The 26,647-nt window shown below is 59.5% G+C and carries 30 protein-coding genes and 5 pseudogenes; 13 read left to right on the top strand and 22 right to left on the bottom strand.

The annotated features are described in order from the left end of the window. Positions 1-11 precede the first annotated feature (11 nt). A complete protein-coding gene (gene istA / locus HAP41_RS43960; protein WP_166105230.1) occupies positions 12-1,523 on the top strand; it encodes an IS21 family transposase in 1,512 nt (503 codons plus the stop codon). A 14-nt stretch (positions 1,524-1,537) separates the two neighbouring features. Then, complete coding sequence (istB, locus tag HAP41_RS43965; protein ID WP_166057122.1) at positions 1,538-2,290, top strand: IS21-like element helper ATPase IstB; 753 nt, start codon at positions 1,538-1,540, stop codon at positions 2,288-2,290. A 102-nt stretch (positions 2,291-2,392) separates the two neighbouring features. On the opposite strand, the pseudogene HAP41_RS43970 reads toward istB (HAP41_RS43965), so the two are convergent. From HAP41_RS43970 to HAP41_RS43985, 5 genes and pseudogenes are all read right to left on the bottom strand, one after another. Beyond that, positions 2,393-2,827 (bottom strand): annotated as a pseudogene (locus HAP41_RS43970) (IS91 family transposase); the annotation flags it as partial. A gap of 20 nt (positions 2,828-2,847) precedes the next feature. Further along, on the bottom strand, positions 2,848-3,708 hold the full coding sequence (locus tag HAP41_RS43975) for a tyrosine-type recombinase/integrase (protein ID WP_029085027.1): 861 nt from the start codon (positions 3,706-3,708) through the stop codon (positions 2,848-2,850). Between the two features lie 328 nt (positions 3,709-4,036). Then, positions 4,037-4,537 (bottom strand): hypothetical protein, encoded by a 501-nt coding sequence (locus tag HAP41_RS43980; RefSeq protein WP_166073670.1) that lies wholly within the window; start codon positions 4,535-4,537, stop codon positions 4,037-4,039. Positions 4,538-4,715: 178 nt separating this feature from the next. After that, entirely contained in the window at positions 4,716-5,051 is a 336-nt protein-coding gene (locus HAP41_RS50840; protein ID WP_166073645.1) for a Kazal-type serine protease inhibitor family protein, read from the bottom strand. Positions 5,052-5,226: 175 nt separating this feature from the next. Then, positions 5,227-5,489, bottom strand: a pseudogene (locus HAP41_RS43985) (IS3 family transposase); the annotation flags it as partial. 351 nt (positions 5,490-5,840) lie between these two features. On the opposite strand from HAP41_RS43985, the gene HAP41_RS43990 reads away from it, so the two are divergent. The 9 genes from HAP41_RS43990 (at position 5,841) to HAP41_RS44030 (ending at position 14,117) form a co-directional block, all read left to right on the top strand. After that, positions 5,841-6,701: a tyrosine-type recombinase/integrase gene (locus HAP41_RS43990; RefSeq protein ID WP_029085027.1), complete on the top strand. Its 861-nt coding sequence runs from the start codon at positions 5,841-5,843 to the stop codon at positions 6,699-6,701. Positions 6,702-6,721: 20 nt separating this feature from the next. Then, positions 6,722-7,948, top strand: coding sequence for an IS91 family transposase (locus tag HAP41_RS43995; protein ID WP_166061603.1), 1,227 nt, complete (start codon positions 6,722-6,724; stop codon positions 7,946-7,948). Positions 7,949-8,355: 407 nt separating this feature from the next. Next, positions 8,356-8,493 (top strand): hypothetical protein, encoded by a 138-nt coding sequence (locus HAP41_RS44000; protein WP_166073589.1) that lies wholly within the window; start codon positions 8,356-8,358, stop codon positions 8,491-8,493. A 41-nt stretch (positions 8,494-8,534) separates the two neighbouring features. Continuing rightward, positions 8,535-8,957 (top strand): IS66-like element accessory protein TnpA, encoded by a 423-nt coding sequence (gene tnpA, locus HAP41_RS44005; RefSeq protein ID WP_166055731.1) that lies wholly within the window; start codon positions 8,535-8,537, stop codon positions 8,955-8,957. Next, positions 8,951-9,304, top strand: coding sequence for an IS66 family insertion sequence element accessory protein TnpB (tnpB, locus tag HAP41_RS44010; protein ID WP_166065968.1), 354 nt, complete (start codon positions 8,951-8,953; stop codon positions 9,302-9,304). The genes tnpA and tnpB overlap by 7 nt, the downstream gene beginning before the upstream one ends. 322 nt (positions 9,305-9,626) lie before the next feature. After that, positions 9,627-11,168 carry an IS21 family transposase gene (gene istA / locus HAP41_RS44015; RefSeq protein WP_166063394.1) on the top strand — a complete coding sequence of 514 codons (1,542 nt, stop codon included), beginning with the start codon at positions 9,627-9,629 and terminating at the stop codon, positions 11,166-11,168. A gap of 16 nt (positions 11,169-11,184) precedes the next feature. After that, positions 11,185-11,946, top strand: coding sequence for an IS21-like element helper ATPase IstB (gene istB / locus HAP41_RS44020; RefSeq protein WP_166063422.1), 762 nt, complete (start codon positions 11,185-11,187; stop codon positions 11,944-11,946). 57 nt (positions 11,947-12,003) lie between these two features. Continuing rightward, positions 12,004-13,518, top strand: a complete 1,515-nt coding sequence (gene tnpC / locus HAP41_RS44025) for an IS66 family transposase (RefSeq protein WP_224580579.1) — start codon at positions 12,004-12,006, stop codon at positions 13,516-13,518. After that, positions 13,515-14,117 (top strand): plasmid pRiA4b ORF-3 family protein, encoded by a 603-nt coding sequence (locus HAP41_RS44030; protein WP_166055583.1) that lies wholly within the window; start codon positions 13,515-13,517, stop codon positions 14,115-14,117. Before tnpC ends, HAP41_RS44030 begins: the two co-directional genes overlap by 4 nt. 390 nt (positions 14,118-14,507) lie before the next feature. On the opposite strand, the pseudogene HAP41_RS44035 reads toward HAP41_RS44030, so the two are convergent. The 6 genes and pseudogenes from HAP41_RS44035 to HAP41_RS44060 form a co-directional block, all read right to left on the bottom strand. After that, positions 14,508-15,702, bottom strand: a pseudogene (locus tag HAP41_RS44035) (DegT/DnrJ/EryC1/StrS family aminotransferase). Positions 15,703-15,716: 14 nt separating this feature from the next. Then, positions 15,717-15,977 (bottom strand): DUF6129 family protein, encoded by a 261-nt coding sequence (locus HAP41_RS44040; protein ID WP_166073545.1) that lies wholly within the window; start codon positions 15,975-15,977, stop codon positions 15,717-15,719. A 32-nt stretch (positions 15,978-16,009) separates the two neighbouring features. Then, positions 16,010-16,369, bottom strand: a complete 360-nt coding sequence (locus HAP41_RS44045) for a DUF3024 domain-containing protein (protein ID WP_166073539.1) — start codon at positions 16,367-16,369, stop codon at positions 16,010-16,012. A 15-nt stretch (positions 16,370-16,384) separates the two neighbouring features. Continuing rightward, a pseudogene (locus HAP41_RS44050) lies at positions 16,385-16,623 on the bottom strand (nitrogen fixation protein NifZ). Beyond that, positions 16,620-16,940: a nitrogen fixation protein NifZ gene (locus HAP41_RS44055; RefSeq protein ID WP_166073524.1), complete on the bottom strand. Its 321-nt coding sequence runs from the start codon at positions 16,938-16,940 to the stop codon at positions 16,620-16,622. Before HAP41_RS44055 ends, HAP41_RS44050 begins: the two are co-directional and overlap by 4 nt. Then, positions 16,937-17,470, bottom strand: a complete 534-nt coding sequence (locus HAP41_RS44060) for a hypothetical protein (RefSeq protein ID WP_166073512.1) — start codon at positions 17,468-17,470, stop codon at positions 16,937-16,939. Before HAP41_RS44060 ends, HAP41_RS44055 begins: the two co-directional genes overlap by 4 nt. 74 nt (positions 17,471-17,544) lie before the next feature. Here HAP41_RS44060 and HAP41_RS44065 point away from each other — a divergent pair, with 74 nt between their 5' ends. Further along, positions 17,545-17,808 (top strand): hypothetical protein, encoded by a 264-nt coding sequence (locus HAP41_RS44065; RefSeq protein ID WP_166073501.1) that lies wholly within the window; start codon positions 17,545-17,547, stop codon positions 17,806-17,808. Here HAP41_RS44065 and HAP41_RS44070 read toward each other — a convergent pair. The 6 genes from HAP41_RS44070 to HAP41_RS44095 form a co-directional block, all read right to left on the bottom strand. Next, positions 17,805-18,029 carry a 4Fe-4S binding protein gene (locus HAP41_RS44070; RefSeq protein WP_029084666.1) on the bottom strand — a complete coding sequence of 75 codons (225 nt, stop codon included), beginning with the start codon at positions 18,027-18,029 and terminating at the stop codon, positions 17,805-17,807. The two genes, HAP41_RS44065 and HAP41_RS44070, sit on opposite strands and share 4 nt — an antisense overlap. 11 nt (positions 18,030-18,040) lie before the next feature. Continuing rightward, entirely contained in the window at positions 18,041-19,594 is a 1,554-nt protein-coding gene (gene nifB, locus HAP41_RS44075; RefSeq protein WP_166073492.1) for a nitrogenase cofactor biosynthesis protein NifB, read from the bottom strand. Between the two features lie 761 nt (positions 19,595-20,355). Then, on the bottom strand, positions 20,356-20,580 hold the full coding sequence (nifT, locus tag HAP41_RS44080) for a putative nitrogen fixation protein NifT (protein WP_166073478.1): 225 nt from the start codon (positions 20,578-20,580) through the stop codon (positions 20,356-20,358). Beyond that, on the bottom strand, positions 20,577-21,770 hold the full coding sequence (gene nifS, locus HAP41_RS44085; protein ID WP_166073419.1) for a cysteine desulfurase NifS: 1,194 nt from the start codon (positions 21,768-21,770) through the stop codon (positions 20,577-20,579). The genes nifT and nifS overlap by 4 nt, the downstream gene beginning before the upstream one ends. 46 nt (positions 21,771-21,816) lie before the next feature. Next, positions 21,817-22,071: a NifU family protein gene (locus HAP41_RS44090; protein WP_224580578.1), complete on the bottom strand. Its 255-nt coding sequence runs from the start codon at positions 22,069-22,071 to the stop codon at positions 21,817-21,819. A 19-nt stretch (positions 22,072-22,090) separates the two neighbouring features. Continuing rightward, a complete protein-coding gene (locus tag HAP41_RS44095; RefSeq protein WP_166073409.1) occupies positions 22,091-22,411 on the bottom strand; it encodes a HesB/IscA family protein in 321 nt (106 codons plus the stop codon). A gap of 272 nt (positions 22,412-22,683) precedes the next feature. Between HAP41_RS44095 and HAP41_RS44100 the strand changes: the two genes are divergently transcribed. Beyond that, positions 22,684-23,283 (top strand): hypothetical protein, encoded by a 600-nt coding sequence (locus tag HAP41_RS44100; protein ID WP_166073391.1) that lies wholly within the window; start codon positions 22,684-22,686, stop codon positions 23,281-23,283. Between the two features lie 9 nt (positions 23,284-23,292). On the opposite strand, the gene HAP41_RS44105 is transcribed toward HAP41_RS44100, so the two are convergent. The 5 genes and pseudogenes from HAP41_RS44105 to HAP41_RS44125 form a co-directional block, all read right to left on the bottom strand. Continuing rightward, entirely contained in the window at positions 23,293-23,688 is a 396-nt protein-coding gene (locus HAP41_RS44105; RefSeq protein WP_029084673.1) for a Rieske (2Fe-2S) protein, read from the bottom strand. Between the two features lie 646 nt (positions 23,689-24,334). After that, entirely contained in the window at positions 24,335-25,186 is an 852-nt protein-coding gene (locus tag HAP41_RS44110) for a host specificity protein (RefSeq protein WP_224580577.1), read from the bottom strand. Positions 25,187-25,662: 476 nt separating this feature from the next. Then, positions 25,663-25,956: a ferredoxin III, nif-specific gene (gene fdxB / locus HAP41_RS44115; protein ID WP_166073371.1), complete on the bottom strand. Its 294-nt coding sequence runs from the start codon at positions 25,954-25,956 to the stop codon at positions 25,663-25,665. A gap of 13 nt (positions 25,957-25,969) precedes the next feature. Then, complete coding sequence (locus tag HAP41_RS44120; protein ID WP_166073365.1) at positions 25,970-26,170, bottom strand: CCE_0567 family metalloprotein; 201 nt, start codon at positions 26,168-26,170, stop codon at positions 25,970-25,972. 8 nt (positions 26,171-26,178) lie between these two features. Continuing rightward, positions 26,179-26,644: pseudogene (locus tag HAP41_RS44125) on the bottom strand (NifX-associated nitrogen fixation protein). Positions 26,645-26,647: the final 3 nt, after the last annotated feature.

Consider the following 26,647-nt stretch of genomic DNA (forward strand, 5'->3'; position numbering starts at 1 on the left):
GAGAACTGACCATGCGACAGATACGACAGATGCTGCGGCTTGCCCGTGATGGGGTGAGCGCCCGGGAGATCGGGCGCACGCTCGGGGTGGCGCGCAGCACGATCCAGGACAATCTCAAGCGTGCCTCGACTGCCGGGCTGGCGTGGCCTTTGGCGGGCGATCTGACCGACGCCGTTCTTGAACAACGTCTGTTTGCCCATGCCGGCGTCAGGCGCGGCTTCCGCCGGCGCCGGGAGCCGGATTGGGCCTCGCTGGCCTGTGAGCTGAAGCGGCCTGGCGTCAATCTGATGGTGCTGTGGGAGGAGTACCGGGCGGTCCATCCGGAAGGTTATGGCTACAGCCGGTTCTGCGATTTATTCCGGGAATTCGAGCGGCGGCTGTCTCCGACGATGCGGCAGGACCATCCGGCCGGCGACAAGGTCTTTGTCGATTACTCCGGCAAGAAGATCATGATCGTTGATCGCGCAACCGGGGTTGTGCGCGACGCGGAGATCTTCGTCGCCGTGCTTGGCGCCTCGAATTACACCTACGCCGAGGCGACCTGGACGCAGACACTTTCGGACTGGATCGAGGCTCATGTCCGAATGTTCCGGTTCTTTGGCGGGGTGCCACGCCTCGTCGTCCCTGACAATCTGAAGTCCGGCGTGCACCGGGCGTCGTTCTACGACCCCGAAATCAATCGCAGCTACGGGATGATGGCGTCCCATTACGGCGTTGGCATCCTTCCGGCACGGCCAAGAAAGCCCCGGGATAAGGCAAAAGTGGAAGCCGGAGTGCGTTTTGCCCAGACCTATATCCTCGGGCGGCTTCGCCGGCAGACCTTCTTCTCGCTGGCTGAGGCGAATGCGGCAATCGCCGCCGCGCTGGAGCGCATCAACGCCCACGTCATGCGCCGGATCGGCGTCAGCCGCCGACAATTGTTCGAGACCGTCGAGATGCCTGTCCTGGCGCCGTTGCCGGATGCCGACTATCAGTTCGCGGAATGGCTCCTGGCCCGCGTCTCGCTCGATTATCACGTCGAGGTCGACGGCTTCTTCTACTCAGTTCCACACGGCCTGATCCGGGAGCAGGTCGACGTTCGCGCCACCACCCGGACCATCGAGTTGTTCCATCGGGGTTTGCGTGTTGCTGCTCACCAGCGCCGTTATGGCGGCCGCCGGCACGGCACTGATCCCGATCACATGCCCAGTGCGCATCGGCGTTACGCCGAGTGGACTCCCGATCGATTCCGGCGCTGGGGGCGGTCGATCGGGCCCAACACCGAGGGGCTCGTTCTCGCCATCCTGGCCAATCGGCCTCATCCCGAACAGGGATTCCGGACCTGTCTCGGCGTGCTTCGGCTGTTCAAGGATATTGATCCCGAACGCGCCGAGCTGATCGCGGCCCGCGCGGTCGCGGTCAGCGCACTGACCTACAAGAGCATCGCCTCCATCATCGCCAACAAGCTCGAACGCAGTTCTCGCGATACCGAGGACGCGATCATCGAACATCCCAATCTGCGCGGCCCCGGTTACTTCCATTGAAAGGATTATCCAGCATGCTCACCCATCCCACCCTCGACCTGCTGCATAGCCTTGGTCTCCACGGTATGGCCAAAGGCTTCAAGGACCTCGATGCCCAGTCCGAAGCGCGCAGCCTCGAACACGCCGAATGGCTGGCGTTGCTCCTGGAACACGAGAAAACGCTGCGCCAGCAAAAGCGGTTCGAAAGCAGAGCTCGAGCCGCCAAGCTGCGTCATGCCGCCTGCGTCGAGGATGTCGATTACCGCGCTATCCGCGGCCTCGACCGCACGCTCTTTCTAAAACTCGCCGCTGGCGACTGGATCCGGGCACGACATAATCTCCTTGTTACCGGGCCGTGCGGCGTCGGCAAGAGCTGGCTCGCTTGTGCCCTCGGCAACAAGGCTTGCCGAGACGACTTCTCAGTTGCCTACCATCGTGTGCCGCGTCTCTTCGCCGCTCTCGCACTCGGCCGCGCCGATGGCCGCTATACCAAGATGCTGCGGGCGATCGCACGACTTGATCTGCTGATCCTGGACGACTGGGGACCAGAACCTCTCGACGCCGACCAGCGCCGTGATTTGCTCGAAATCGTCGAGGATCGATACGAAGCCCGCTCGATTATCGTCACCAGCCAGCTGCCCGTCGATCGCTGGTACGAAATCATCGGCAACCCCACCATCGCCGACGCGATTCTCGATCGCCTCGTCCACAATGCCTACCGCATCGAACTCAAAGGAGAGAGCCTCAGGAAGCAGAAGCAACCCGCTCAAGATCAACCGGTCTCTTGACCTTCCCAGCCCTCGACGACATCATGAAATTGACCCATGCGAACGACGCCACGGGTGGCCGGCTTCAGATCGGAATACCCGGCCGGCTTCGAATTGGAATGCATGGCCGGCTTCGTCGGAATCCGCAGTCATCGCCTCGGCGGCAGCCTTGAACAGGATGGCATAGACGACGGCCTTGTTCTGGAAAGCGATCGCGGCGATCGGTGCGGGAAGTGTAAAGACGACGTGGAAATAGGGAACCGGAAGCAGGTCGGCTTGACGCGCGGCGAGCCACGCGGCTCGGGCTCTCCCCTGACACTTCGGACAGTGCCGATTGCGGCAGGAATTATAGGCAACGCGTGTCGTGCCGCAGTCGTCGCAAGCCTGCATGTGGCCGCCGAGCGCCTCGGTCCGGCACGCAACGATCGCGCTCATCACGCGCCGCTCGACCCGCCCCAGATGACCGGCATGTACACGGCGATAGGCGTCGCCATGCCGGCGCAGAATATCGGCAATCTCGATGGCGGGCCTGTTGGAGCGGATGTCGGAGCGGGTCATGACCCGCATCCCGCTGCGGGTCATCCAGGTGGCGTCACCTCCAGCGACAGGCGATCGAGCGGGCTCTGCGTCGCTCGGATCGTATCGGTGGCGACCTGCGTGTAGCGCGCTGTCGACGACAAATTATTGTGCCCGAGCAAGACCTGGATGATCCGGATATCGGTTCCGTTCTCGAGAAGATGTGTCGCGAAGCTGTGGCGCAGCGTGTGCAGCGTGACGCGCTTGGTCAGGCCCGCAGCCTTCACCGCCGACCGGCAGGCGGCATGCAGCACGGTCTGATCGATCGGATGATCTTCGTCACGACCAGGGAACAGATAAAGCCGCGGCCGGGCGAGCCGCCAGTAGGTGCGCAGGATGCCCAGCAGCTGGGGCGACAGCATCACGTTGCGATCCTTCGCGCCCTTGCCGTGGCGCACCTGGATGACGCCGCGGGCGCTGTCGATGTCTTCGATCCGCAGTCCCGCAACCTCCGAGGCCCTGAGCCCGGCCGCATAGGCGGTGGTGAGCGCGGCGCGGCTCTTCAGGCTCGATACCGCTTCAAGAAACTGAACCACTTCGTCGGCGCTGAGAACGACCGGCAGCTTGCGCGGTTCTCGCGCATAGGGAATGCGCTCTGGGATGAGCGCCTCGCCGAGCGTGACGCCGTAGAAAAACCGTAGCGCACAGACGATCTGGTTCAGCGCCGGCCATGAGATGCCGGTCGAGACCAAATGCACCTGGAAGGCGCGGACGTCTTCCAGCTCTAACCGGTCAGGCGATCGGCCAAAATAGCGGCTGAACTTCGAAACCGCGCTGATGTAGGATCTTTGCGTCGCCGGCGACAGATTGCGGACGGTCATGTCTTCGATCATGCGGCGGCGAAGAGGGCTCAAATCGGCCATCTCGATACTCCTGTCTGAGGGGGTGGGCTCCAACACCCACATCCTCTCAGCCAGGAGGCGATCTATGCCACCTTGCCCCCTACGCCGCGGCAGCGGCTTCGTTCAATCCACAATCGAATTTGCAGGCTTTGGCGGTCTTTACCTCCCAATCCCTGCAATCTCAAACCGTCTCAAATCCGAAAAACAGACTCTCGCTCAATCGCTTAGAGCCTTGTTCACGGACGACTACATCATGAGTGTTCGAGTTGGCGAAGACCTGTTTGAGCTCAGTGCTGCAGCGGGGAGGTGCGGTGGGTACCCGTAGGTGGCGAATGTCGCAACGCCGCGTTCAGTCGTGAGCGCCCTCATATCCGGCAGGAACGAAGTCGCGAGCCGTCCATTCCTCTCCGGGCTCTAGATCGGCCAGGTCAACTACAACGCCCGTGCCTTCAACCGTCCATCCTCCCATCTTGATTGCACCCTCGTTGGTGGCCATGCGGCGAGAGATAACCACTTCATCCGTAGCAACGTTGTAGAGCTTCACTTTGTAAACGGTAGTTCTCGCCATCTCTATTTCCATTTGCTCTTGATCTGCGTCGTAGGCGTATCCGTGCAAATGGATCAGCACTAAGTTGCCGCGCCTGGGCAGCCGCGCGAGCTTGTCGAGGACGTGCTGCGGAGCTCCTTCTTTGACCTCTACGCCGTATCCGTAAACAAGTCCGTCGTCGTTGGCGATCTCGTGTATTACATACTCGATTTCATTCAGCTCATCGTGTGTGAGGTCAAGTGCTGCGGCAATCGCCTCGGCTTCCTCGCGGTCATACTCATCTTCAAGGTGCCTGCTGTTCATTGGTCTCAAAGCTCCTGCATGCGGCGATCAATGAACTGAACCGCCTGGGGGGCCTGACCAGACGTAGTCGCAGTTACACAGGCGACCTCAATGCGCGAGCCGAGCGTAGAGTGTGCTAATGCCCGCCGCTCAGAGTTGGCGTTGATCTTCCCTCAACAGAGGGGGCGTTGGAGCACACTCAACCGCCTGCTCCGCATCTGCCGGCATGGACAGTATCTGTGCCAGCTTGAGCTGCCTCACATGCATTGTTATAGCTCTTGCCGTCACAGCCACATACAGGCATTACGTATTGCGGGCACAGCTGCGGCCGAGTGCGACAAACACCGAATTGATCGCCGATGCCACACCGGTTGTTGCTAGGAAAGTTACACCACTCGTTCGCCTTACAGGGTATGTTAGCGAAGCCACCACAAACAGGTACGTCAACTGTTTTGCCTTCTATAGGAAGTTCGATAGCGAAGGCGTTTGAAATTCCGAGAAAGATGATTGACGTTGCGGTGCTGATGGCGCGCATATTGCCCTCCAACGTCTTTTGAGGCCTACCGCTAACAGTTCATGCCTAATCACGATCCGCCGCCACTCCCAAAATTGGTAGTTGAACAATATCCCCTTCGCGCACTCCTGCGGTTTGCAGTATCCCTCGGCGAGAAGCGGGAGAACGTGTCATTGATCGTGAGTACCCGGAGCTAGCCGCCGGTCGCCAGCTGATCATGAACAAAGCCCATCGCCCAGGTCTCATTCGATCGCGTCGCTGGCCCGCGATCATCGCGCCGCTTGGCCTTGACCAGCACTTGGGTGATTTGTTGCGCAATTTGCAGGCCCAATTCGCGATAAATGCGATGTGTCTCGTTCTGATCATGCCGCCATCCTTCGCGCCGCAGCAGCAATGCACGCGGCGATATCCGTAGCGAACGTGAACACGATGGATATTGATCCGATCTTCGAGGGCTGCCAGCAACGATATTCGTAATGGTAGGTCGAAACGTCGATGGAATGGGTTAAGAGTATGCTTATCGATCTGAAAACGTCGATTGACGACTCAAACGTCAACACTCTCGCCGAGACATCAAGAGATAGTCGTCCGTGAACAAGGCTCTAAGCGATTGAGCGAGAGTCTGTTTTTCGGATTTGAGACGGTTTGAGATTGCAGGGATTGGGAGGTAAAGACCGCCAAAGCCTGCAAATTCGATTGTGGATTGAACGAAGCCGCTGCCGCGGCGTAGGGGGCAAGGTGGCATAGATCGCCTCCTGGCTGAGAGGATGTGGGTGTTTGGAGCCCACCCCCTCAGACAGGAGTATCGAGATGGCCGATTTGAGCCCTCTTCGCCGCCGCATGATCGAAGACATGACCGTCCGCAATCTGTCGCCGGCGACGCAAAGATCCTACATCAGCGCGGTTTCGAAGTTCAGCCGCTATTTTGGCCGATCGCCTGACCGGTTAGAGCTGGAAGACGTCCGCGCCTTCCAGGTGCATTTGGTCTCGACCGGCATCTCATGGCCGGCGCTGAACCAGATCGTCTGTGCGCTACGGTTTTTCTACGGCGTCACGCTCGGCGAGGCGCTCATCCCAGAGCGCATTCCCTATGCGCGAGAACCGCGCAAGCTGCCGGTCGTTCTCAGCGCCGACGAAGTGGTTCAGTTTCTTGAAGCGGTATCGAGCCTGAAGAGCCGCGCCGCGCTCACCACCGCCTATGCGGCCGGGCTCAGGGCCTCGGAGGTTGCGGGACTGCGGATCGAAGACATCGACAGCGCCCGCGGCGTCATCCAGGTGCGCCACGGCAAGGGCGCGAAGGATCGCAACGTGATGCTGTCGCCCCAGCTGCTGGGCATCCTGCGCACCTACTGGCGGCTCGCCCGGCCGCGGCTTTATCTGTTCCCTGGTCGTGACGAAGATCATCCGATCGATCAGACCGTGCTGCATGCCGCCTGCCGGTCGGCGGTGAAGGCTGCGGGCCTGACCAAGCGCGTCACGCTGCACACGCTGCGCCACAGCTTCGCGACACATCTTCTCGAGAACGGAACCGATATCCGGATCATCCAGGTCTTGCTCGGGCACAATAATTTGTCGTCGACAGCGCGCTACACGCAGGTCGCCACCGATACGATCCGAGCGACGCAGAGCCCGCTCGATCGCCTGTCGCTGGAGGTGACGCCACCTGGATGACCCGCAGCGGGATGCGGGTCATGACCCGCTCCGACATCCGCTCCAACAGGCCCGCCATCGAGATTGCCGATATTCTGCGCCGGCATGGCGACGCCTATCGCCGTGTACATGCCGGTCATCTGGGGCGGGTCGAGCGGCGCGTGATGAGCGCGATCGTTGCGTGCCGGACCGAGGCGCTCGGCGGCCACATGCAGGCTTGCGACGACTGCGGCACGACACGCGTTGCCTATAATTCCTGCCGCAATCGGCACTGTCCGAAGTGTCAGGGGAGAGCCCGAGCCGCGTGGCTCGCCGCGCGTCAAGCCGACCTGCTTCCGGTTCCCTATTTCCACGTCGTCTTTACACTTCCCGCACCGATCGCCGCGATCGCTTTCCAGAACAAGGCCGTCGTCTATGCCATCCTGTTCAAGGCTGCCGCCGAGGCGATGACGACGCTCGCCGCCAATCCACGCCGGCTCGGCGGTGCGATCGGCGGCGTCGCCGTCCTCCACACCTGGGGACAGACGCTGATGCATCATCCCCACGTCCATTGCGTCGTTCCGGGTGGCGGCCTCTCGCCCGATGGCGCGCGCTGGACCGCTTGCCGACCGAACTTCTTCCTGGCCGTCAAACCGTTGTCCAGACTATTTCGCACACTTTTTCTCAAACGTCTGTCGGCAGCCTTCAACTCCGGTGCCTTGCGTTTCTTCGGCGATCTCGGAGCTCTGGCCGAGCCGGCTGCCTTTGCGGCCCACCTCGACGCCATGCGACGCATCAACTGGGTTGCTTACGCCAAGCGGCCCTTCGGCGGACCCGCACAGGTCCTGGCCTATCTCGGCCGCTACACCCATCGCGTCGCGATCGCCAACAGCCGGCTCGTCGCACTCGACGACGATCATGTCGCCTTCTCATGGAAGGACTATCGCCAAAACAGCGCGACAAAGATCATGAATCTCAAGCCCGATGAGTTCATTCGCCGTTTCCTGCTTCATACGCCGCCTGACGGCTTCCACCGCATCCGCCACTTCGGCTTCATGGCCAACCGCCATCGCGCTGCCAAGCTCGCCCTTTGCCGCGAACTTCTCGATCATGAGCGAACAGCCCCAAACGATGGCCAGCCGTCGCCTGTGGATTCGGAGGCTCAAACCTGGGCCGAGGTTCCTGCCTGTCCCGATTGTGGTGGCGTCATGCGCATCATTGAGCGCTTTCGACATAGCTTCAGACGCCCCAGCCCTCGAACATCACCGTTCCGATGCGACACATCGTGAGCCAAGTCATGTCGTGCACGACGATCATCATTCGTCATTTCGCTCCCAGCGTCTCGATCATCGCGGACGATGTCGAATCCGTGCTGTCACACTGCGCGACAACAACCGTCCGATGCAGCAAAAGGCCTATCGCGATCTCAGGCGAAGCGCGTCTGATCTCAACTCTTCCAGGATGCGCACTCCTGTGTCTCTGCCTCACGCGCCGAGCCAGCAGATCGGGCATGGCGATCTCGAACAATCCCCATAGCTGCAAAACCGCGAATAGCCTCCCGCGCCTTCGTTCAATCCGGCTTCAATGAGGTCGCGTCATAAGCGCCTGCCGCGCCCTCGCGTGAGCGCGACCTCACAGAACCCTCCAGATTCCCTTTCGCAGCGGACCATGATTCTGTGTTGCATCGGAGGGGACGATGCGACCGAAGAAGCACAAGACGACGGGATCGAACGACCTGTTCCGGGCGCGGCTGGACCAGATCATCAATCTGAAGCACGAGCTGGTTCGTAAGCGTAGCGCCGAGGCCCGTCTGATTGTTTGTGCGGAGTCTTGAGAGCACCGTTAGAAGAGTCATCTTCTGGAAGGGTGCTCACAATGGACGACCATTCTGACGACATAAGACGACCGTTGTCACCGCGTATTGAAGTGTTCGCTGGCGCAGGTCGAAAGCGCTGGCCGGATGATTTGAAGGCGCAGATTGCGGCGGAAAGCCTCGAACCGGGGGCGGTTGTAACAGACGTCGCTCGTCGCCATGGCTGCCGGCCCCAGCAGGTGCATGATTGGCGGCGCCGGGCGCGTTTGGGCCAGTTGGTATTGCCGGCGTCGGCGGACACGCTGTCGTTCGTGCCGGTGGTGTCGGAATTAGCGTTGCCTGCGGCCGCAGAGCCCTCCGGTTCGCCGGAAGCAGCCATTGTTACGGTTGAGTTCCAGGGCGCGCGCGTGGAGGTGCGCGGGGCGCCTGGCCTTGCTGCGTTGAGCGATGTGTTCATTGCGCTGCGACGGACACGTTCATGCTGACGATGCCGGCGAGCCTCATGATCTACGTGGCGACGCAACCTGTGGACTTCAGGAAGGGTGCAGAGGGCTTGGCGCTGCTGGCGAAGGATACGCTGGGCCATGACCCGATGAAGGGCGTGGCGGTGGTGTTCCGTGCGAAGCGCGCCGATCGGGTGAAGATCGTCGTCTGGGATGGCAGCGGCCTTGTGATGTACTGGAAGCGGCTCGATGGCAGCGGCTTCAAATGGCCACCCATCGTGGCCGGTGTGATGCGGATGAATGGGGCCCAGCTGTCAGCACTGCTGGCCGGCATGGATTGGACGCGCATGCACGCGCCTCGGATCCCGCAGCCGAAAGCGCTTGCGTAAAAATGCAAATCATCGCTGCATCGTGACGCGAAGCATGGCAAGCTCGGGCCAATGAGTGATTTGCCTGATGAGCTACCGAGCGATCCAGCCGAGTTGCGTGCCTTTGCCGCGGCTCTGCTGGATCGCTGCGCCCGGCTCGAGCGGTTGCTTGCATGTTTCGCGGGATCGTGAGCACGGATTTCAGGGGATCGTGAGCAGAGATTTCAGACGATCGTGAGCACGGATTTCGCGGGATCGTGAGCAGCTTTTCAGCAACTCAGCCCGCTTCGGCCGACAACTCAACCGGCTTAGGAACTGCCTCGTCAGTGAACGAGGAAGGCCGATGCCCACCCAGAGATTGTCGATGCGCCGGATCAAAGAGGTTCTCCGCTTAAAACATGTTCAAGGCTTGCCGGAGCGAGCCATCGCGCGCACCTTGGGCATCAGCAACGGCGCCGTGCACAGCTATCTACGCCGAGCCGGGGCTGCCGGGCTGAAGTGGCCGTTGCCGGCCGGAATGAGCGACGAGGACCTGGAGCTGCTGCTTTTCCCGGCGCCGAGGCCTGCGTCGCAGAGCCCCCAGCGGGCCGTTCCCGACTGGGGCTATGTCGACAAGGAGCTGCGCCGACGCAACGTGACCCGTCGGCTGCTGTGGGACGAGTATCGCGCCACCCATCCCGATGGCTTCGGCTACACCTGGTTCTGCACGACGTACGAGGCCTGGAAGGGGCGAGCCCGGCCTTCGATGCGGCAGACGCATCTGGGCGGCGAGAAGGTTTTCGTGGATTTCGCCGGCGACACCATCGACGTCATCGATCCCTCAAACGGGGAAGTGCAGTCGATGAAGCTGTTCGTCGCGGCGATGGGCGCCTCCAACTATACCTATGCCGAGGCCTGTCCAAGCGAGGGGCTCGCCGACTGGATCCGGGTCCACATCAATCTTTTCGCCTTCCTCGGCGGCGTGCCGACATTCGTAGTCTGCGACAATCTCAAGGCCGCCGTCACCAATCCCGACCGCCACGATCCCGGCCTCAACCGAACCTATGCCGAGATGGCGAGCCATTACGGCACGGCCATTCTCGCAGCCCGGCCGCGGCGCCCAAAAGATAAGGCAAAGGTCGAAGTTGCGGTGCAAGTCGCCCAGCGATGGATTCTGGCGCGGCTGCGCAACCAACGCTTCTTTTCGTTGGCGGAGCTGAACGCAGCCATCAAAACACTCGTCGTCGAACTCAATGCAAGGCAGATGCGCGACTTTGGCGCCAGTCGCGCCGAACTGTTCGCCGAGCTCGACAAGCCCAAGCTTACAAAGCTGCCGGACCAGGCTTACGCTTTCGCACGCTGGAAGCGATGCCGGATCGGCCCCGACTATCATATCGAGATCGATGGACACTGGTATTCCGCGCCGTATCGGCTCATCCGTGAGCTTGTCGACGCACGCATCGATGACAGAACGGTCGAGATCTTCCACAACGGCCGCAGGATCGCCAGCCACGCCCGCGCGCCCAACCGGCGGGGCCACACCACCATCGCCGACCATATGCCCAGCGCCCATCGGCGCTACGGTCAATGGACGCCCGCCGGAGTGATCGTCGCCGGCGAGCGGATCGGTCCGTCGACCGCCGCCTTCTTCCAGGCCGTGATCGCGGCCCGGCCGCATCCCGAGCAAGGCTTTCGCACCTGCCTCGGCATTCTGTCACTGGTCAAAAGCTACAGCGCGGAGCGCGTCGAAGCGGCCTGCCGGCGCGGCATTCTGATCAAGGCGCGATCCGTCGCCTCGATCCGCTCCATCCTCCAGAACGGTCTGGATCGTACCTTTCTCGACGAGCCCTCCGAACACCAACCCCTGCGCCACGGCAACATCCGCGGCCGCGATTATTTTCACTGAAGCCAAGGAGACCTGTATGCTCAACCATCCCACCCACGAACGCCTGATCGAGCTCGGCTTGAGCGGCATGGCCAAGGCCTTCGAGGAGCAGCGACGATCGCCTGATCTCGAAGCCTTGCCGTTCGAAGATCGCATCGGCCTGCTGGTCGACCGGGAAGCGGCGGAACGCGACACCAGGCGGCTCACCACGCGCCTCAAGCTGGCCTCGCTCCGCCAGAATGCCTGCGTGGAGGACGTCGATTTGCGCACGCCGCGGGGTATCGACCGGGCCGTCTTCGCCAAGCTCGCCAGCGGCGACTGGATCGATCGCCACGAGAATTTGCTCATAACCGGGGCGACCGGATTGGGCAAAAGTTGGTTAGCCTGTGCCCTCGGCCACAAGGCCTGCCGAGATAATCGCTCGGTCCTCTATCACCGCGTCCCAAGATTGTTCGAAGCGTTGGGGCTCGCGCGGGGCGATGGACGTTATGCCCGCTTGCTCAAAACCCTTGGCCGCGCCCAGGTTCTGATTTTGGATGATTGGGGATTGTCGGTGCTCACCGCTGCCGAGCGGCGCGATCTACTGGAAATCCTTGACGATCGCCATGGCCGCTCCTCCACCATCGTAACCAGCCAACTCCCTGTGGACACATGGCACGAAGTTATCGGAGATCCCACGCTAGGCGACGCGATTCTGGATCGCCTCGTCCACAACGCTCACCGCCTCCAGCTTGCTGGCGAAAGCATGCGAAAACGCAACGCCAAAACCATCACCCTTGACGAGCAGCCAGAACGCTGACCCTATCACCGCCTCGGCCGGAGCGAGGCTGCTCACGATCGTCTGAATTCGGCGCTCATGATCGCGCGAAATCGCTGCTCACGATCACTGAAATATGCATTGCTCAAGCTTGCGAAAGATGCGCAGTTCGGTCGGTCCTCGGAAAAGCTGGACGCTGATCAGCTGCAGCTTGTTCTGGAGGATATCGATCAGGCCGTTGCGGCTCTCGAAGCCGCCGAGAATCGTGCCAATCCCAAAACAGGCGAGAAGAGAGCTGCCGCGCGCAGAGCCAACCGTGGTCAGCTGCCGGAGCATTTGCCGCGCGTCATCGAGACTATGATGCCGGCCGAGAGCTGCTGCCCGTCTTGTAAGGGCAACCTCTTCGAGATTGGTCAGGATGAGAGCCAGAGGCTCGACGTCGTTCCGGCGCAGTATCGCGTCATCATCACCCGCCGTCCCAAGCTGGCCTGCCGCGCCTGTCATGGCGTCGTCCTGCAGCACGCGGCTCCCGAGCGATTGATCAGGGGAGGATTGCCCACCGAGCGGCTGGTCGCGCATGTGATCGATGCCAAGTATCACTGGCATTTGCCGCTTTACCGCCAGGCGCAGATGCTGGCGACGCACGGAATAGCGCTGGATCGTTCCACGCTCGCCTTCTGGGTCGGCTATGCCGCCCAGGAATTGAAGCCCGTGTGGCATCGTCTGCGCCAGCTTCTGCTCGCCTCCTCGAAGCTCTGTGTCGATGAGACCCCGGCGCCGGTGCTGGATCCGGGGCGCGGCAGAACAAAAACCGGCTACTTCTGGGCGCTGTCACGCGATGACAGGCCTTGGGCCGGACCTGATCCGCCTGGGGTAGTCTATGCCTATGCACCGGGCCGCGGCGCCGTTCATGGCTTGCGGCTGCTGGAGGGCTATCGCGGCATCATCCACTGCGACGGCTATCAGGCTTACAAGACCATGACCCGAGAGACGCGTGCGGACGCCCTGTCCGGGACGCTCGCCTTCTGCTGGTCGCATCTGCGGCGCCAGTTTGTGAAGATCGAGCGGGAGGCTGCGCCTGCGCCAGCTCCGGTTGCCCGCGAGGCTCTTGAGCGCATCGCCCAGCTTTACGCGGTCGAGAAGGCCCTCCGCGGCCGATCTGCGGACGAGCGCCGTGCTGGCCGACAAGCGCATACCCGGCCTCTGGTTGCAGCCTTGAAGCAGTGGTTTGAGGCCAAGCTCGATCACCTTGCGCAGAAGAGCGACACGGCGAAGGCTTTGCGCTATGCACTACGTCATTGGGACGGCCTGACGCTCTATCTTGATGATGGGCGCATCGAAATGGACACGAATGCTGTCGAGCGTGCGATGCGACCGATCAAGCTCAACGCCAAGAACTCTCTTTTTGCCGGTTGCGACGAAGGCGCCGGGAATTGGGCATTGCTGGCTTCGCTCATTGAGACCTGTAAGCTCAATGGCGTCAGTGCCGAGCACTGGCTCGCTGACGTTCTCGCCAAGCTCGTCAATGGTTGGCCTGCAGCGCGACTGGACGAACTGCTTCCCTGGGCGTCGACCTATACGATGCATACACGCGATCCGAGGCTGGCGGCATGAGCCTGAACACGACCGCGGTCCGGATCAAGGTGACCCTCAAGGATGTGAAGCCGGAGGTGATGCGTCGCCTTGTCGTACCCGTCACCCTGCGCCTTGATCGGCTGCATCTGACGCTTCAGGAGGCATTCGGCTGGACGAACAGTCACCTCTTCGAGTTCTTTGCTGGTGAGGCACATTGGGGGATTCCCGACCCCGACAATGATTACGGTCACCAGCCCATGGATGCCCGCAAAGCGCGGCTGTGCGATATCGTTCGCGAGACCGGCGCCAAGACGATCCACTATCTCTATGACTTCGGCGACAGCTGGGACCATGTGATCAAGCTCGAAAAATGGTTCGAGAACACCACGACGGAGGGGCTTCCCTTCCTGCTCGAGGCCGCCGGTCGTTGTCCTCCGGAAGACGTCGGCGGTGCGCCAGGCTATGCCGAATACCTCGCCGCCATCAGCGACCCCGCCCATCCCGAGCACGGACACATGCGCCTCTGGGGCCCGGAGCGGTTCGATCCCAACGTCGTCGACCGGAAGGCACTCGAAGCCGCCGTCAACGCGTTGTCCGACACAAGGAAGCCGCGGCGACGCGCCACGCGAACAAAATAGGCGTCAAGCGCCATTCAAAAGGGCCGCAGAGCTACGCTTACAGTTCACAGCAATTCCTTACTGGTCAACCTAAAGACCCGAACCGAAACTGAGGATCTGGATTTATGACGTGCTCGGTTCCGAGGCCCTGGCGCGGGCCTGGACCCTCTGGTCGGAGACGGCGCCTTCGCTACTTTGCCAGTGTTTTGCACGATCGCTGTCGGAGAGCATTTCTCTTCCGGGATTTCGGACGAAGATGTGGAATCCGGCCTTCCTCCATATTCGTCGGGGTGGCGATCTGCGCGCAAATGCCGCCACAGACGGCCCGCCATCGCGTTGCTGATCTAGCGCAATGGCAGCGGCTCATCGCAACTCAACCTATTGTTCCTTCAGTCGTGGATGACCAGCATCTTAGTAGATCGCTGCACCCGCGCCCACATTGATCGACGCCTCTTTCGTGGTTTCGGCGAAAAATTCGACCTTGTCGTTCGTGAGATGGGTGTGAAACGGCAGCGCCAGGGCGCGATCGGCGATCTTTTCCGCAACCGGGAAATCGCCCCGCCGATAGCCGAGATCAAAATAGTGACGTTGCAAATGCAATGGATGGCTACAGGCGGCGGATTCAGTCTTGGCGGCACGCAGATCATCGACAATGGCGTCACGGCCGGATCGCGTGAAGCGCATCCCTAGATGGACGAGATAGAGCATCCAGTTCACCTCGGTCACATGGGGGCCAACGTAAGGCGGTTTGATGCCTTCAAATGATTGCATATGCGCGTTGTAGAGCTGCTCGACCAACCGGCGACGCTCCAGGCTTTCGTTGAGACGCTTGAGCTGTGCCCACCCCAAAGCCGCGGTGAGATCGCTCATACGAGTCTGGTAAGGTGCGGTGGCACTGACGACAACGGAGGAGCGTTCGTCCAGTCGATGGGCGCAATACCGACGCAAGCTAACCGCGATATCGATATCATCGGTCACGACCATGGCGCCTTCGCCGCAACTTATGGCCAGGGGCTGACCAAAGTCGAATACCGCCAGGTCGCCAAACCTGCCGACGAGCTCGCCCTTATAGCTCGATCCGATCGCCTCGGTGGAATCCTCCAAAAGCGGTAGCTGATCGCGTTGGGCAATCGCACGCAATTCCGACCACGGCGCCCGATGACCGTTGGAATTGCTGGCGACAATCGCCCGCGTGTTTGCCGTGATGCGTTCCTCGGCCTTTTGCTGGGACCAATGTTGCCGACCAATGGTCGATGTCGGAAAATACCACCCCTACGCCTGCGAGACTGATGGCATGGACCGTCTCGCGAAAGGAATAGGGCGAGGCGATGACTTCCTGCCCTGATTCGATCCCGAGCGCCTTGAGCGCAAGCAGGAGCCCGATGGTGTCGCTTGATACGGCAACGGCATATTTGCGGCCAAGATACGCTACGAAAGCGTGCTCGAACGCCTCAGTCGTCCGCCCATTGGGGATTTGCGGTGAACATAGCAATGTTTCCACGGCAGAGAGCTCGGCTAAGGTGATATCGGGATCGGACAGTGGAATAAAGGATGGATTTGCCTCAACACTATCCGCGCAATCAAGGGGGTGCGCTGCGAGTTTAATGCTGCTCACCGCCCTCAATTCCTTTTCGCCAGTACAATGCCGGTCGCCCGTGTCGGATCGGCCGTAATCCGCACGCAGTGATCCGAGCCATCTAGCAAATGCAGGTCGAAATGAGGAAACTGCCGGAACGGCTGGTCCGCTACATCCGACGCATCGCAACGTACCCAGGCAAGCTGCGGGAAGCGGCGCGGCAGATCGACAAAGGAGCCCGTATCGGCGCCATCGTCCGCAAGCAGCTGCTCGATTTCGATCAATTCCTCCGCACTGAGCGCCATCGTGGCTCCTTATGGCTCGTCAAGTTCGTTCGTCATTGCCAGAACAGACGTTCCGGATCGGTGTTCAATTCGTCGATTGCTGAAGTCAGACGGTGGTAAAGGCTGTAGAATTCCCAGATTCCCTTTGCGTGGTTCTTGCAAAACAGCTTCCAGATCCCACCCACGGCATCATAAAGAATCAAGGCAACATCAATCAGACCGCCATCCTTATCGATATTGCGCGAGCAACAGGCGCTCTCGATGAGATAGCCACCCCTCACCGGCGTCACGTTCGGTGAAACATACAGAAAACGCTTGCGCGAACTCAAGCCGCGCTCGATCCGCTTGCGATCGAGTTCGTTAGGGTGAGGAATCAGCCCCGTCTTTACCTTCCTCATCAGCGCGGCATTCATCGCGAACTCCTCCCTTCAAAGCACTGTGATCTCTTCTTCTAGACAGCCGATGAGCAGGCGTTCACCGAAATCGACAGTATATATCGGCACGTTCGCTTGGTTATGGATGGCCACCCTGATGATCTCGCCAGTCGCTCCGGCGCTGAGCAAGCACTCCTCGGGCTCCGTATTGGGAAAAAGCCGTCGTTGATGAGGTCGACGACGGCTTTAACGCGCTGGCCCCAGCGACACTTCGAAAAGCGGAACTCACTCATGACACAGCCTCTTCCGGCAATGGCAGATCATCGGTCTCCTCGCACGTGTCCACCGACTCGAGCTCTTTGCGCTTCATGCCAACTCGGTAGCCCGTTTCCAGAAACTCGACCCCGTAAATGAAGAATTGCTGCAGGAACGTGCCGATCGAGACGACGTAACCCACCTCTCCCTTCGTGACCAGAATGTCGCCAACCTGCTTGCCGGGATAGGTGCCATCATTGCGGATGGTGCGATTGGCTCGTACCTTTTCGCCAAAGCTGAAGACAGGCGGCCCGCTGAGCTCGACGACGTCGCTGTCGCGAACGATGTTGCTCATGCGTCTCTCCCAAGCGGACATGCAGGCATGCCCGAGCCATCGCAGGCGAGGTCCCGCATCACTTCGCCCTCACCTCCGGCGCGATTTGTCAAATCAATATCTGAGATGCAGCTCGCCGCTTCTAGGTAAACCTGCCGAGGGCCGTGCCGTAGAGCAGTTGGCGCCTCTGGCAAGGGCGATCGCGCGATCTCGAACTCCACTGAGGCATCTGGGCCGTTCACTACGGCTGGCAACCACTGATAGGGAACATCGCGCGCCGCCATGTCGCAGAACTCGACGTCCGTATCACTCATCAGCTGACCGAGCAGCTGCGGCGCGATGCGGCGCACCTCGATCATCAATGCGGCGGCGCGGTCCGAGGTGAGCGCACGCGCTTCGACTACATGTTGGTTTGCAACCTCGTCAAGATGATCGAACAGCCGTGCCTGCCGCAGCCGAGCCTCGGTCGCGCCGGGGAGATCATCGCCGGTCGGCGTGGACAAGATCAGCGCTCTCTGGCTGCCGGACGGCGGGTTGGCTGTTAAGTTCATCGGCAGCTGTGCTCTTGGGTGTGCGCCGTCACGCTCCGCCGCGAAGCGCCTGGTCCAACCAATGATGGACTGGCGTGCGCAGCAGCAGCAGTCACATCGACGATGACAGCACCGCCTGGAAGGCGGCTGCCGGCGTCGAGAATCGTCGTTGGAGCGCTGCACGGGACGAATTGTCCACAGCGTTCTTTCTGCTCGCGGGCAGCGGCCAATTCAGAGCAGCCGCCGTTTCTGAGAAAGGCCCGAACCTCGGCGCCTACGGCGCCGCTAACGCGCAGTACGACGCTTTGGACGCTTTCAGCAGCAGCTCTTGGCATTTTGATCATGGGCTAATTCTTTAGGATGGCGCCTGGTAACGCGGCAAGGAGGTGTCAATGACGCAGGTGCCGTCGACGGGACAAGCCGCGACACATTGCGGCTCATCGAAATGACCGATGCATTCGGTGCATTTCGCCGGTTCAATGACGAAGCGCCCCGCGCTCTCCGAGATCGCAACATTCGGGCACAACGGTTCGCAGGCTGAGCAGCTCGTACACTGCGAGGCAATGATCTTGAATGGCACATACGCCCCCTTTACCCCGCAGAGATCAGGGACCCATACCGAATGTCGGCGTCACCTCGCTGGGCATGCTGGATTTCTCCGCGTTTTACCTTCTCGAGATAGGACCTGAACCAAGCGATCGCCGACTTCTCTATGAACTCATGCGCGTATCGATCGACCGGTTCGATTCCGGCCCTGATCAGATTGCTCTTCGGGCAACCGCCGATCTTGGCCACGAACACCGCATGGCAGTCATTTACGCTTCGGATGATGGTCGAAAGCCTATCCCCCTCGCCATAGCCGCCCTGGCAGTAGACATCCACGCGCCGGTGGCCGACGAATTTGGCGCCGGATGTGGAAATTTCGTACACCTGAAACTCTTTTGCATGTCCAAAGTGCTCGTTGATCAGCCCCGAGCCTTTGGTTGCAACCGCAACCAGAACGGTGATTTCGCTCATCTCGCCGGCGAACTCCGCGAGGCCCTCTCGGCTGGCCGCGACTTTGGCGGCACGCTCAGCCTCTACCTTTTCTTGATAAGCTTTGCGCATCTCGGGGTCATATTTGACATCCATTTTCATGACTCGGTCGATGTTGAACTCGCTTCCGCGATCCGCTCCGACCAGACCCACCGCATCGGCGCGGCACTGACGGCAATGCCGCATCATGTTTACCCCTCCCTCACAAGCATCCTGCAGTGCCTTCAGTGCCTGAGCCGTCGGACCTCGTTGACCGTTGAGGCCGAATACTGTGCCGTACTCGGGCGCCGAGATCAGCGGCATGATATTGTGAAGGAAGGCTCCGCGCGACTTCACCGCCTTGTTGACCTCGACAAGGTGATGGTCATTGATATGCGGGATCATTACCGAGTTGACCTTGCATAGGATACCCCGCTCGCTAAGCATCTCGAGACCCTGTAGCTGACGATCGGTGAGTATCCTTGCCGCGTCGATGCCAACGTAGCGCCTGTGGCTGAAGAAGATCCACGGATAGATCTTTGCGCCGATTTCAGGATCGATCGTGTTAATGGTGATGGTGACGTGCTCGATCTTGGACTTGGCGATGGTGTCAACATAGTCCGGCAGGGCCAATCCGTTGGTCGACAGACACAGCTTGATGTCGGGAGCCGCCTTGGCGACCAGGTCGAACGTCTTGAATGTTTTTTCTGGATTGGCCAACGGATCGCCGGGACCAGCGATGCCAAGCACAGTCGTCTGCGGAATGATGGTCGCGACCGCGAGCACTTTTTTCACCGCCTGCTCGGGGGTGAGCTTCTCGCTCACCACGCCCGGACGCGATTCATTGGCGCAATCATATTTGCGGTTGCAGTAGTTGCACTGGATGTTGCAGGCCGGAGCCACCGCGACATGCATACGGGCGTAGTGATGATGTGCCCCTTCGCTGTAGCAGGGATGCTTCTTCACCTTTTCCCAAATCTCGGCCGGCAGTTCGCCGTGGGCCGCCCGTGAGCGGCAGCTCGCCTGGCCTGTGTTGACCGACGTGCCGCAGCCCCTGTGCTCGGCGGTGGGCCGCATCATCTTGTCCAATGAACCTTCGACATATCTGCCGTGCCCAACGACCGCGTTCATTTTCATCTCCCCGTGCAGGCATCATCGGCCTTCCAAGACCAATCCTGAGAACGCCTCATGAGGGGAGTAGCAACTCACATGCCATAGCGGAAACGGTGACGTTGCAGCCCTACTTAAACAGTCAGCGGTAATGATCGATATTGATACTAGAATAGCAACAAAGCGCATGTTGGAAATGCGGCAGGCACGTCGTGATTCAGACACAGAGATCCGTGGATGGTGCATTCATACTCGCGCTAGGCGCCGGGATCCTTGCTCTATCTGCGTGGTTTTGCGCGCTGCTGCCGGCCACAAATGGGTCGATACTTCTGGCGATCCGACGGTCACAGCGCCGTTAATTGATGAGCATTATCCCCAACGCGCGAGCGAGCCAAATCGGTGTCAGGCCTTGCTTGAGCTGAACACGGCGCTCGTTGCATTGAGAAGACGCTCGGATCGACGATTGTATCGTGGTATCGGCAGGAACGCCTGATGATCTTCGCCGCATTGCTTCGCAATAGCGATAGTTGAAGCGAGAGCAAGAAAGCTCCGTTCGGTCCGCCTTTCCTTGATGGCGTCTGGCAACTGAACCACGATGCTGCCATAGCGAGCAGCCGCCAAGAGCTTCCTGATCTCTGGCTGCAATATGTCGAGGCACTGATCGGAATCGAGATCGAGACACCGAAGCCCGGCAACGATACTATCGACCTCCTGGCCAAGCAGGTCAGCGAAACGATATTAGCAATTCTCTCCAATGCCGATGTAGAAGATTGGGCTCATGTTCATGGATCTTTCCCGTTCTCGCCCCGTTTTTTGGCATTGATTGTGATCGGCAATGGTGTGTCGCTCGCCATCTCGGGTAAATCGAGCACCCAGCCATTAGCTATCTTGATCCAGCCGCCCCAGAGCGACTCGTACTCAGATTCCACGATCGGCTCTTCGAGATCCTTTTTTGGCACGTAGATCGACAGGCCCGCGTCTGACGAGCGGCGGATCATGATTTTCACAAGCTCAACTCCCTCGACTGTGACGCATAGCTGGGCGGAGCGCCAGACTCCCGCGAGGTGGCACGCAAGCGAGCAACAATTTCTGACAGAGCGCACACGACCTCGTCAACCTCCGCGACGGTGGTTTCACGCGAGAGAGAAAAGCGCACCGCGCCGCGCATCCTCCACGCCGGCACCTGCATGGCGCGCAGAACGTGCGACGGCACCATTGAGCCGGAGCTGCAGGCTGATCCGAGCGACACGGCAATGCCCGCACGATTGAGATGATGGACGACTGCTTCGCCTTCGAGATGATCGAAAGCGATATTGGCTGTGTTCGCTAACCGGTTGTTGACATCGCCGAGCGCAAAGCATTCGCCATTATGTAAGATCCCCTGCTCCAGACGGTCGCGCAATGCACCAATGCGAACGCGCTCCGGCTCGAGCCGCTCCACAGCAAGCTCCGCAGCCCTTCCAAGACCGACGATGCCGGGAATATTTTCCGTTCCGCCGCGGCGCCGCCTTTCCTGTGATCCGCCCCAGATCAGGGGTCGGAATTTTGTCCCTTTGCGCAGGTAGAGCGCGCCCATTCCTTTGGGACCGTGCAATTTGTGTGCGGACAGCGACAACATATCGATCGCACTGTCCCTTAGGTCGACGCGCAGCTTGCCTATGGCCTGGACCGCATCGGTATGGAACAGTGCGCCCGCCTCACGTGCCAAGCCGGCTAAAAACTCCACGGGAAAAATGGTGCCGGTCTCGTTGTTCGCCCACATAATCGAGGCGATCGCTGTGCGTGGCCCGAGCGCGCAGCGAAAGGCCTCGACGTCAAGCCAGCCGTGGGCATCTACGGGTATGATATGCGTCTTGACACCTCTTGTCGCCAGTTGCTCGACCAGCGCAAGCACGGCGGAATGCTCAACCGAGGTCGTGACAATCTCGTCGCGACCATCTTGGGTGGCAAGCGCAGAAAGAATGGCGGCATTATTGGCCTCGGTTCCACCGGAGGTAAAAGCGATTTCATGATCGTAGGCATTCCCTAGCAAAGCCTGCAAGCTACGCCGCGCCTGCTTCAGCGCGGCCGCGGCCTCGCCGCCAAAGGCGTGGGCCGAGGAGGCATTTCCGAACTGCTCGGTAAAGAACGGCAACATGGCTTGCACGACGGATGGATCGGTCCGCGTCGTCGCATTGTTGTCTAGATAAACCGGCATTTGATCCCCATTCAATCCCGCGTCTTACCTGCAACAACAACCGTGATCAGGCGGACGAATTCGACGAGCCTGTCGCCAGCTGCACTTGAACGCCTTCCAGCGTCATCCTCAAGAGCTTAAAGAGCGCGCAGGCACGGGTTGCGCCTACCATGATCTTGCTGCCATCAATTCCAATCAACTGATAGTCGGCGCCACTGCGTTGCAGATTCGCACGGATCTCCTCAATTACAGCGGGGATGCGTCCCGCTCGGCCGGTCGAGATCGCCGTCAATTGCCTCAGTTGTTCGGGTTCCGCCAGCATGTTTTGACGCCTTTTCTTATCAGCTGAACGATTTGCCGCAGGAGCAGCTCGAAGTGGCGGTTGGGTTATTAAAAGTGAAGCCTGGGCTCTCCAGCGCCATCACGAAATCGATGGTTGTGCCGACCAGATGGTCATGGCTCTTGTTGTGGACAAACACCTTCACACCGTCACACTCGATCACCGTGTCGTCAGGCTTCGGCTCCTCGGCCAGACCCATCATGTATTTGAGTCCGTTGCAGCCGCCTGCCTCGACCATAATGCGCAACCCGCTTGCTGGCTGCGCCGATGACGACATTGCGCCCCTGACCGCATTCACTGCGCTATCCGTTAGCTTGATCATGGCCTCTCTCAACTGCTTAGCTTTGCCTGCTGAAGGGCAAGTCATGTGCCAGCGAGAGGACGCTTGATGATGCTTACCTTTCCGGATCGCACCTGTTGGCTTTTGAACTCGTGTCGGGTTTCTTTCAAAGCTACTTGAGGCAATCGCAGCCCACTTACGCCTTTCTTATCTAAGATACGCCGAAGGCCGCCACGCATGCGACGGCAAGCATTTTGCATTGCATTCGCACCGGCCAAGTCGTCGGTGAGGAGCTTAGATCGAGGACGATTTTAATGACTGCAATCGAAAACACCGCACTCGGCAGACTTGAGAAGGAGGGGCGCCTGCTCAATGCCGTACTCAAAGGCGGGACCACCAAGCCGGGCCGGTTCGGCTTTCGCGGCGATGTCGCACTGAAATTCCAGACCCAGGTCGCCGACGAGAAGCGACCGCCGGACTATTCCATCGAGCAGGTTCTAACGATCGCGCAGGAAGGCACTATTCCGGTGCTGGCAGGGTATCTGCATTCCTTCGCGTATCTGGCTGACGTCGCAGCCGTCCTTGACGGCGCCTTAAGCCCGAATGGCAGCTATTTCATATTCTGCAACAACATAGATTTGCTGGCGAAATACCGAATCAAGCTCGGTGATATTACCTTCCACGTCTTACCGTGTGATGAATCCACCGTTTGGAAGGAGATGATGGACCTGGTCGGAGTCAGCAAGGACGACATCAAGAAGCTCGATGCGGGCGGCAAGCTTGATTACCTGCTCGATGCGGCAAACGACATCGAGCTGTCCGATCTTGAGCTATCCTATGACGAGATCTCGTACGAAGACGGGCTCAAGAGGATGGAACCCGTGAAAAACCGTAACGAAAACCGGCCGGTCTGAACGCAGCCTTCATTCGTTGGGAAGCGCATCGTCTTCGACAAGAGGCATACCGACGACACAGATATCACCATCCAGAACCGTCAACGCGATCGGCGTGAGCGCGCCCCCCTTACATGGACCTTCGACGCACCGTCCCGTGGCGAGCTCGAAGGTCGATCCGTGCTTGCCGCACATCAGCCGGATGCCGTATGGATCCAGGAATTCGTTCCAGTTCCAGTCCAGATTGACGCTGTTGTGCGGGCATTTATTGGCATAACCAAACACCTGCTTGCCCCACCGCACTACAACGATAGACCACGGCCGGTGACCGCCCTCGTCATCGACGACCATCAGATGGAAACCCATGGCCCGGCGGCTTGGAATGTCGTTAATGCCACAAATCGCATAGATTGCATCTGGCTGCATTCATTGCTCGTTTATTGCAGGACGCTCTTCATTTCGCGGGACGATCAAACATGCAAGAACCGTAGAAGAGCCAGAACCGCTCGGCTTTCTGACGATCCGACCTTAATGCTTCGTCAGTGCAGCGCAGCTGATTGGCGCAGGTGCACGATTGGGTCGGCTCCGCGCGAGCATCGAGGATTATTGCCTACTCCCTGCCCATTCGCAGCTGCAACTTTCGCGCGCCAACTTCTCCGACACCTTACTGAACTAAACGCAGTGGTTGCTCACTGATCGCCACAGCCTTTCCACTTGCGCCAACTAGACCAAATGACGCGGCGAATTGTGTCGCGATCGTCACCTTGGCATATAGTTTGATCCGAAGCTTCCTTGAGCATATACCGCCCTCAACCCGCTCATATCATGACGCGCCGTTGCATTGGCTACACGATTGGGGCGCGGATTCGTACTCGATCTTCGTTGCACCGATTCCAGCTGCACGGCCCGCAAGCGCGAGAATATCATTACTTTCTGAATAGGATAGGCAGGCGAATGGGGCCGCACGCTGCTAACGAACGCCCCCCTCGTGTAACGCTAGGACCTTCGCGGCGGCGCGTCTATTCACGAAACAGCCGTCATTTCCTGCCCAGGTCTCTTTATTGCGGCGGTTCTACTCCATGCGCAATCCTTCGAGAGCTTGCTCCAAGTAGAATGACGGATCATCATCTGAAGAGGCCGCTTCGGCACTTTCGACACTTGCTTCAGAAGCGGTGTCACTATCCTCGACCTTAGTAAGATACTTCGTAGGTTTGTCTACTCGCTGCCACTCGTTGCTCTCGTTTTTCGTCCACACTTCGGGGTGCTGGTTAGGATCAAGCGCCCAATAATTACGCCCCATGTGAACAAAACCCATTTCGGCCAGACGAGGTTCCATGCCCTCCAAGCCAGGACGTGACAAGACCAAGGGATGGTCGCCGTCCTGTCGCAGTTGATGCTCCAGCAGAATATCGCCCGCGTTCTCGACCAACGGATGAGTAACCCGAAGGTCAACCACGGACGTGATATCATTGCGTCCAAACTGTTGCCGAAACTGCTCCCCCTTGATTCGAGCCGGCCCACCTGCTCTTAAAAGCCCGACAGTTTCGTCACCCAACTGATAGCTGTAGAATCGTGCTGGCTTGCTTGGATCATCGTAAGTGTGGAGGTAGCTTCCAGCAACCATTCCTACGCGCCGAGCCTTCCCGGACACGAAATCCGAGTACTCTTCTGGGTTACTGGCGATGTGCCTGATGTCACCGCCCAAAAATCTCCTCACACCCTCCGCGAAGGAAGATCGATCGATCTCTATGATCGGCGGATCGGAAGCCAGAGAGTATGGCGTCGTTGTCACCGACGACGACGCACCGGGCTCCATGCCGGCAACTGTGTCCGCAAATCGCGGGCTCTCTCCCTCATCTCCAGACTCATCAACGTGGCTGGCGCTCCCAGACTGGCTGGACGATCCGACGATTCTGCCATACATCAGATTCGCTCTCCTCTCGGCACAATTGCACGCTGTATGAGCTCGTGCCGCACGAGCTCTGCGGAGGATGATATACAGGTTAGCTGACCATAACCTGACGCATAGGCGACCAATTTAGGCTCTTCCAATCCTCAAGGGAGCAGGCAAACAAATAAAGACGGTACCGTTCACCCGAGGAGCGTGCTCCCTCATCTGGATCAGCATTGCGCAATGCGTTATGACCTGAATCGCAATACACCTGCACGAAACGCTGACCCCACTGCTAAGAGACTGATCTTCGAGACGGTGTTGTCACCCAAGGGTATGCGCTTGCCTTGCCGATCAAACAGTCTTAGCTGCAACGTCTCCGCTGCTGTGTCTTAATAACCGAAGCCGTCAGAGCATGCGGGTCTGATCTCCATCGCAGATCAAGTGATCAACAATGGATCTATTCCATTGCAAATATAGCGCCTGCCGCAAGCGGGCTAGGCCACCGGTCAGGCAGCTTCGGCTGGGGCTGAAACATGGACCTGGCAATTGGCCGGACACACCCTGGCGCACGCGCCGCAGCCGATGCAGGCGCCCTGATCATTCAGAACCATGATCTTCTTTTCGATCTCATCGTCATCGTCAAGATCAACAAGTTCGCCGTCCTCGCTGATTCCCTTCAACGCCATGACACCTCGGCCACACACCTTGAAACAGCGGCCACAGCCGATGCATTTTTTGGCGTCAATCGACGTCAGGTAGTCTGGCGTCCAGTCGCGGCCATCGCGCGCTGTAAGTGACATGAGTCGGCCCCTCCTAAGTATTTTCCAACGCCTTCAAATCATGGTTTCTGCGCTCAAGTTCGGCATAGGCATCGTGCGCCTTCTGCGCAAACACCATGATCGAGGTCCAGTTGATGGGCAATTCCTCCGAAAGGTCGTGCAGATCCATTTTGGCTTGTAGCGCTTTGGCCGATAGCTTCTTTATTTCAGCCTTCAGTGTTTCACGTTCGCTCATCAGTATCCTCAATAGTTCGCCACGTCCGGACACTTCCGTATCAGGTCGATTCCCCTCCCTGACATATTTGCCTCCCTCTTGCGCGAGCTTTGCGAGGCTATCGAACCCGAAGCGATGCACATCACGCAGCCGCTTGTTCACGGCGATCAGCCGGCCTCCGATCAGCACGATACGGCCAAATCCATCATGATGCAGCTTCAAGATCGGCTGGATCATCACACTGGCCTCCCTCTCGACCGCGAGCGCGACCGCGTTGAAGAACAGCTCCAGCCGCCACAGCGTATCGGGGCCAGGATCACCGACAATCGGCAACGCACGCCGCTTTTCCTTGTCCAAGACATAGGGCTCGAGAAGGTCGAGATCGCTCCTGGCCTTCCAGGCTCCCGTGGTGTCCTGAGCGCGCCAAATCTTTACTAGCTCCTTGATGAACAGCGCATCGGCGGAGCTGTCCTGCTGCTCTATTTCTGCTGTCATTTC

This window comes from Bradyrhizobium barranii subsp. apii, from assembly GCF_011516635.5.
GTDB classification, from domain to species: domain Bacteria; phylum Pseudomonadota; class Alphaproteobacteria; order Rhizobiales; family Xanthobacteraceae; genus Bradyrhizobium; species Bradyrhizobium barranii.

What these genes read in the sequence shown, in the direction of transcription:
- istA (WP_166105230.1), top strand. Translation starts at nt 12, where the DNA reads ATGCGACAGATACGACAGATGCTGCGGCTTGCCCGTGATGGGGTGAGC.
- istB (WP_166057122.1), top strand. Translation starts at nt 1,538, where the DNA reads ATGCTCACCCATCCCACCCTCGACCTGCTGCATAGCCTTGGTCTCCAC.
- HAP41_RS43975 (WP_029085027.1), bottom strand. Translation starts at nt 3,708, where the DNA reads ATGGCCGATTTGAGCCCTCTTCGCCGCCGCATGATCGAAGACATGACC.
- HAP41_RS43980 (WP_166073670.1), bottom strand. Translation starts at nt 4,537, where the DNA reads ATGAACAGCAGGCACCTTGAAGATGAGTATGACCGCGAGGAAGCCGAG.
- HAP41_RS50840 (WP_166073645.1), bottom strand. Translation starts at nt 5,051, where the DNA reads ATGCGCGCCATCAGCACCGCAACGTCAATCATCTTTCTCGGAATTTCA.
- HAP41_RS43990 (WP_029085027.1), top strand. Translation starts at nt 5,841, where the DNA reads ATGGCCGATTTGAGCCCTCTTCGCCGCCGCATGATCGAAGACATGACC.
- HAP41_RS43995 (WP_166061603.1), top strand. Translation starts at nt 6,722, where the DNA reads ATGACCCGCTCCGACATCCGCTCCAACAGGCCCGCCATCGAGATTGCC.
- HAP41_RS44000 (WP_166073589.1), top strand. Translation starts at nt 8,356, where the DNA reads ATGCGACCGAAGAAGCACAAGACGACGGGATCGAACGACCTGTTCCGG.
- tnpA (WP_166055731.1), top strand. Translation starts at nt 8,535, where the DNA reads ATGGACGACCATTCTGACGACATAAGACGACCGTTGTCACCGCGTATT.
- tnpB (WP_166065968.1), top strand. Translation starts at nt 8,951, where the DNA reads ATGCTGACGATGCCGGCGAGCCTCATGATCTACGTGGCGACGCAACCT.
- istA (WP_166063394.1), top strand. Translation starts at nt 9,627, where the DNA reads ATGCCCACCCAGAGATTGTCGATGCGCCGGATCAAAGAGGTTCTCCGC.
- istB (WP_166063422.1), top strand. Translation starts at nt 11,185, where the DNA reads ATGCTCAACCATCCCACCCACGAACGCCTGATCGAGCTCGGCTTGAGC.
- tnpC (WP_224580579.1), top strand. Translation starts at nt 12,004, where the DNA reads ATGATCGCGCGAAATCGCTGCTCACGATCACTGAAATATGCATTGCTC.
- HAP41_RS44030 (WP_166055583.1), top strand. Translation starts at nt 13,515, where the DNA reads ATGAGCCTGAACACGACCGCGGTCCGGATCAAGGTGACCCTCAAGGAT.
- HAP41_RS44040 (WP_166073545.1), bottom strand. Translation starts at nt 15,977, where the DNA reads ATGGCGCTCAGTGCGGAGGAATTGATCGAAATCGAGCAGCTGCTTGCG.
- HAP41_RS44045 (WP_166073539.1), bottom strand. Translation starts at nt 16,369, where the DNA reads ATGAATGCCGCGCTGATGAGGAAGGTAAAGACGGGGCTGATTCCTCAC.
- HAP41_RS44055 (WP_166073524.1), bottom strand. Translation starts at nt 16,940, where the DNA reads ATGAGCAACATCGTTCGCGACAGCGACGTCGTCGAGCTCAGCGGGCCG.
- HAP41_RS44060 (WP_166073512.1), bottom strand. Translation starts at nt 17,470, where the DNA reads ATGAACTTAACAGCCAACCCGCCGTCCGGCAGCCAGAGAGCGCTGATC.
- nifB (WP_166073492.1), bottom strand. Translation starts at nt 19,594, where the DNA reads ATGAACGCGGTCGTTGGGCACGGCAGATATGTCGAAGGTTCATTGGAC.
- nifS (WP_166073419.1), bottom strand. Translation starts at nt 21,770, where the DNA reads ATGCCGGTTTATCTAGACAACAATGCGACGACGCGGACCGATCCATCC.
- HAP41_RS44090 (WP_224580578.1), bottom strand. Translation starts at nt 22,071, where the DNA reads ATGCTGGCGGAACCCGAACAACTGAGGCAATTGACGGCGATCTCGACC.
- HAP41_RS44095 (WP_166073409.1), bottom strand. Translation starts at nt 22,411, where the DNA reads ATGATCAAGCTAACGGATAGCGCAGTGAATGCGGTCAGGGGCGCAATG.
- HAP41_RS44100 (WP_166073391.1), top strand. Translation starts at nt 22,684, where the DNA reads ATGACTGCAATCGAAAACACCGCACTCGGCAGACTTGAGAAGGAGGGG.
- HAP41_RS44105 (WP_029084673.1), bottom strand. Translation starts at nt 23,688, where the DNA reads ATGCAGCCAGATGCAATCTATGCGATTTGTGGCATTAACGACATTCCA.
- HAP41_RS44110 (WP_224580577.1), bottom strand. Translation starts at nt 25,186, where the DNA reads ATGTATGGCAGAATCGTCGGATCGTCCAGCCAGTCTGGGAGCGCCAGC.
- fdxB (WP_166073371.1), bottom strand. Translation starts at nt 25,956, where the DNA reads ATGTCACTTACAGCGCGCGATGGCCGCGACTGGACGCCAGACTACCTG.
- HAP41_RS44120 (WP_166073365.1), bottom strand. Translation starts at nt 26,170, where the DNA reads ATGAGCGAACGTGAAACACTGAAGGCTGAAATAAAGAAGCTATCGGCC.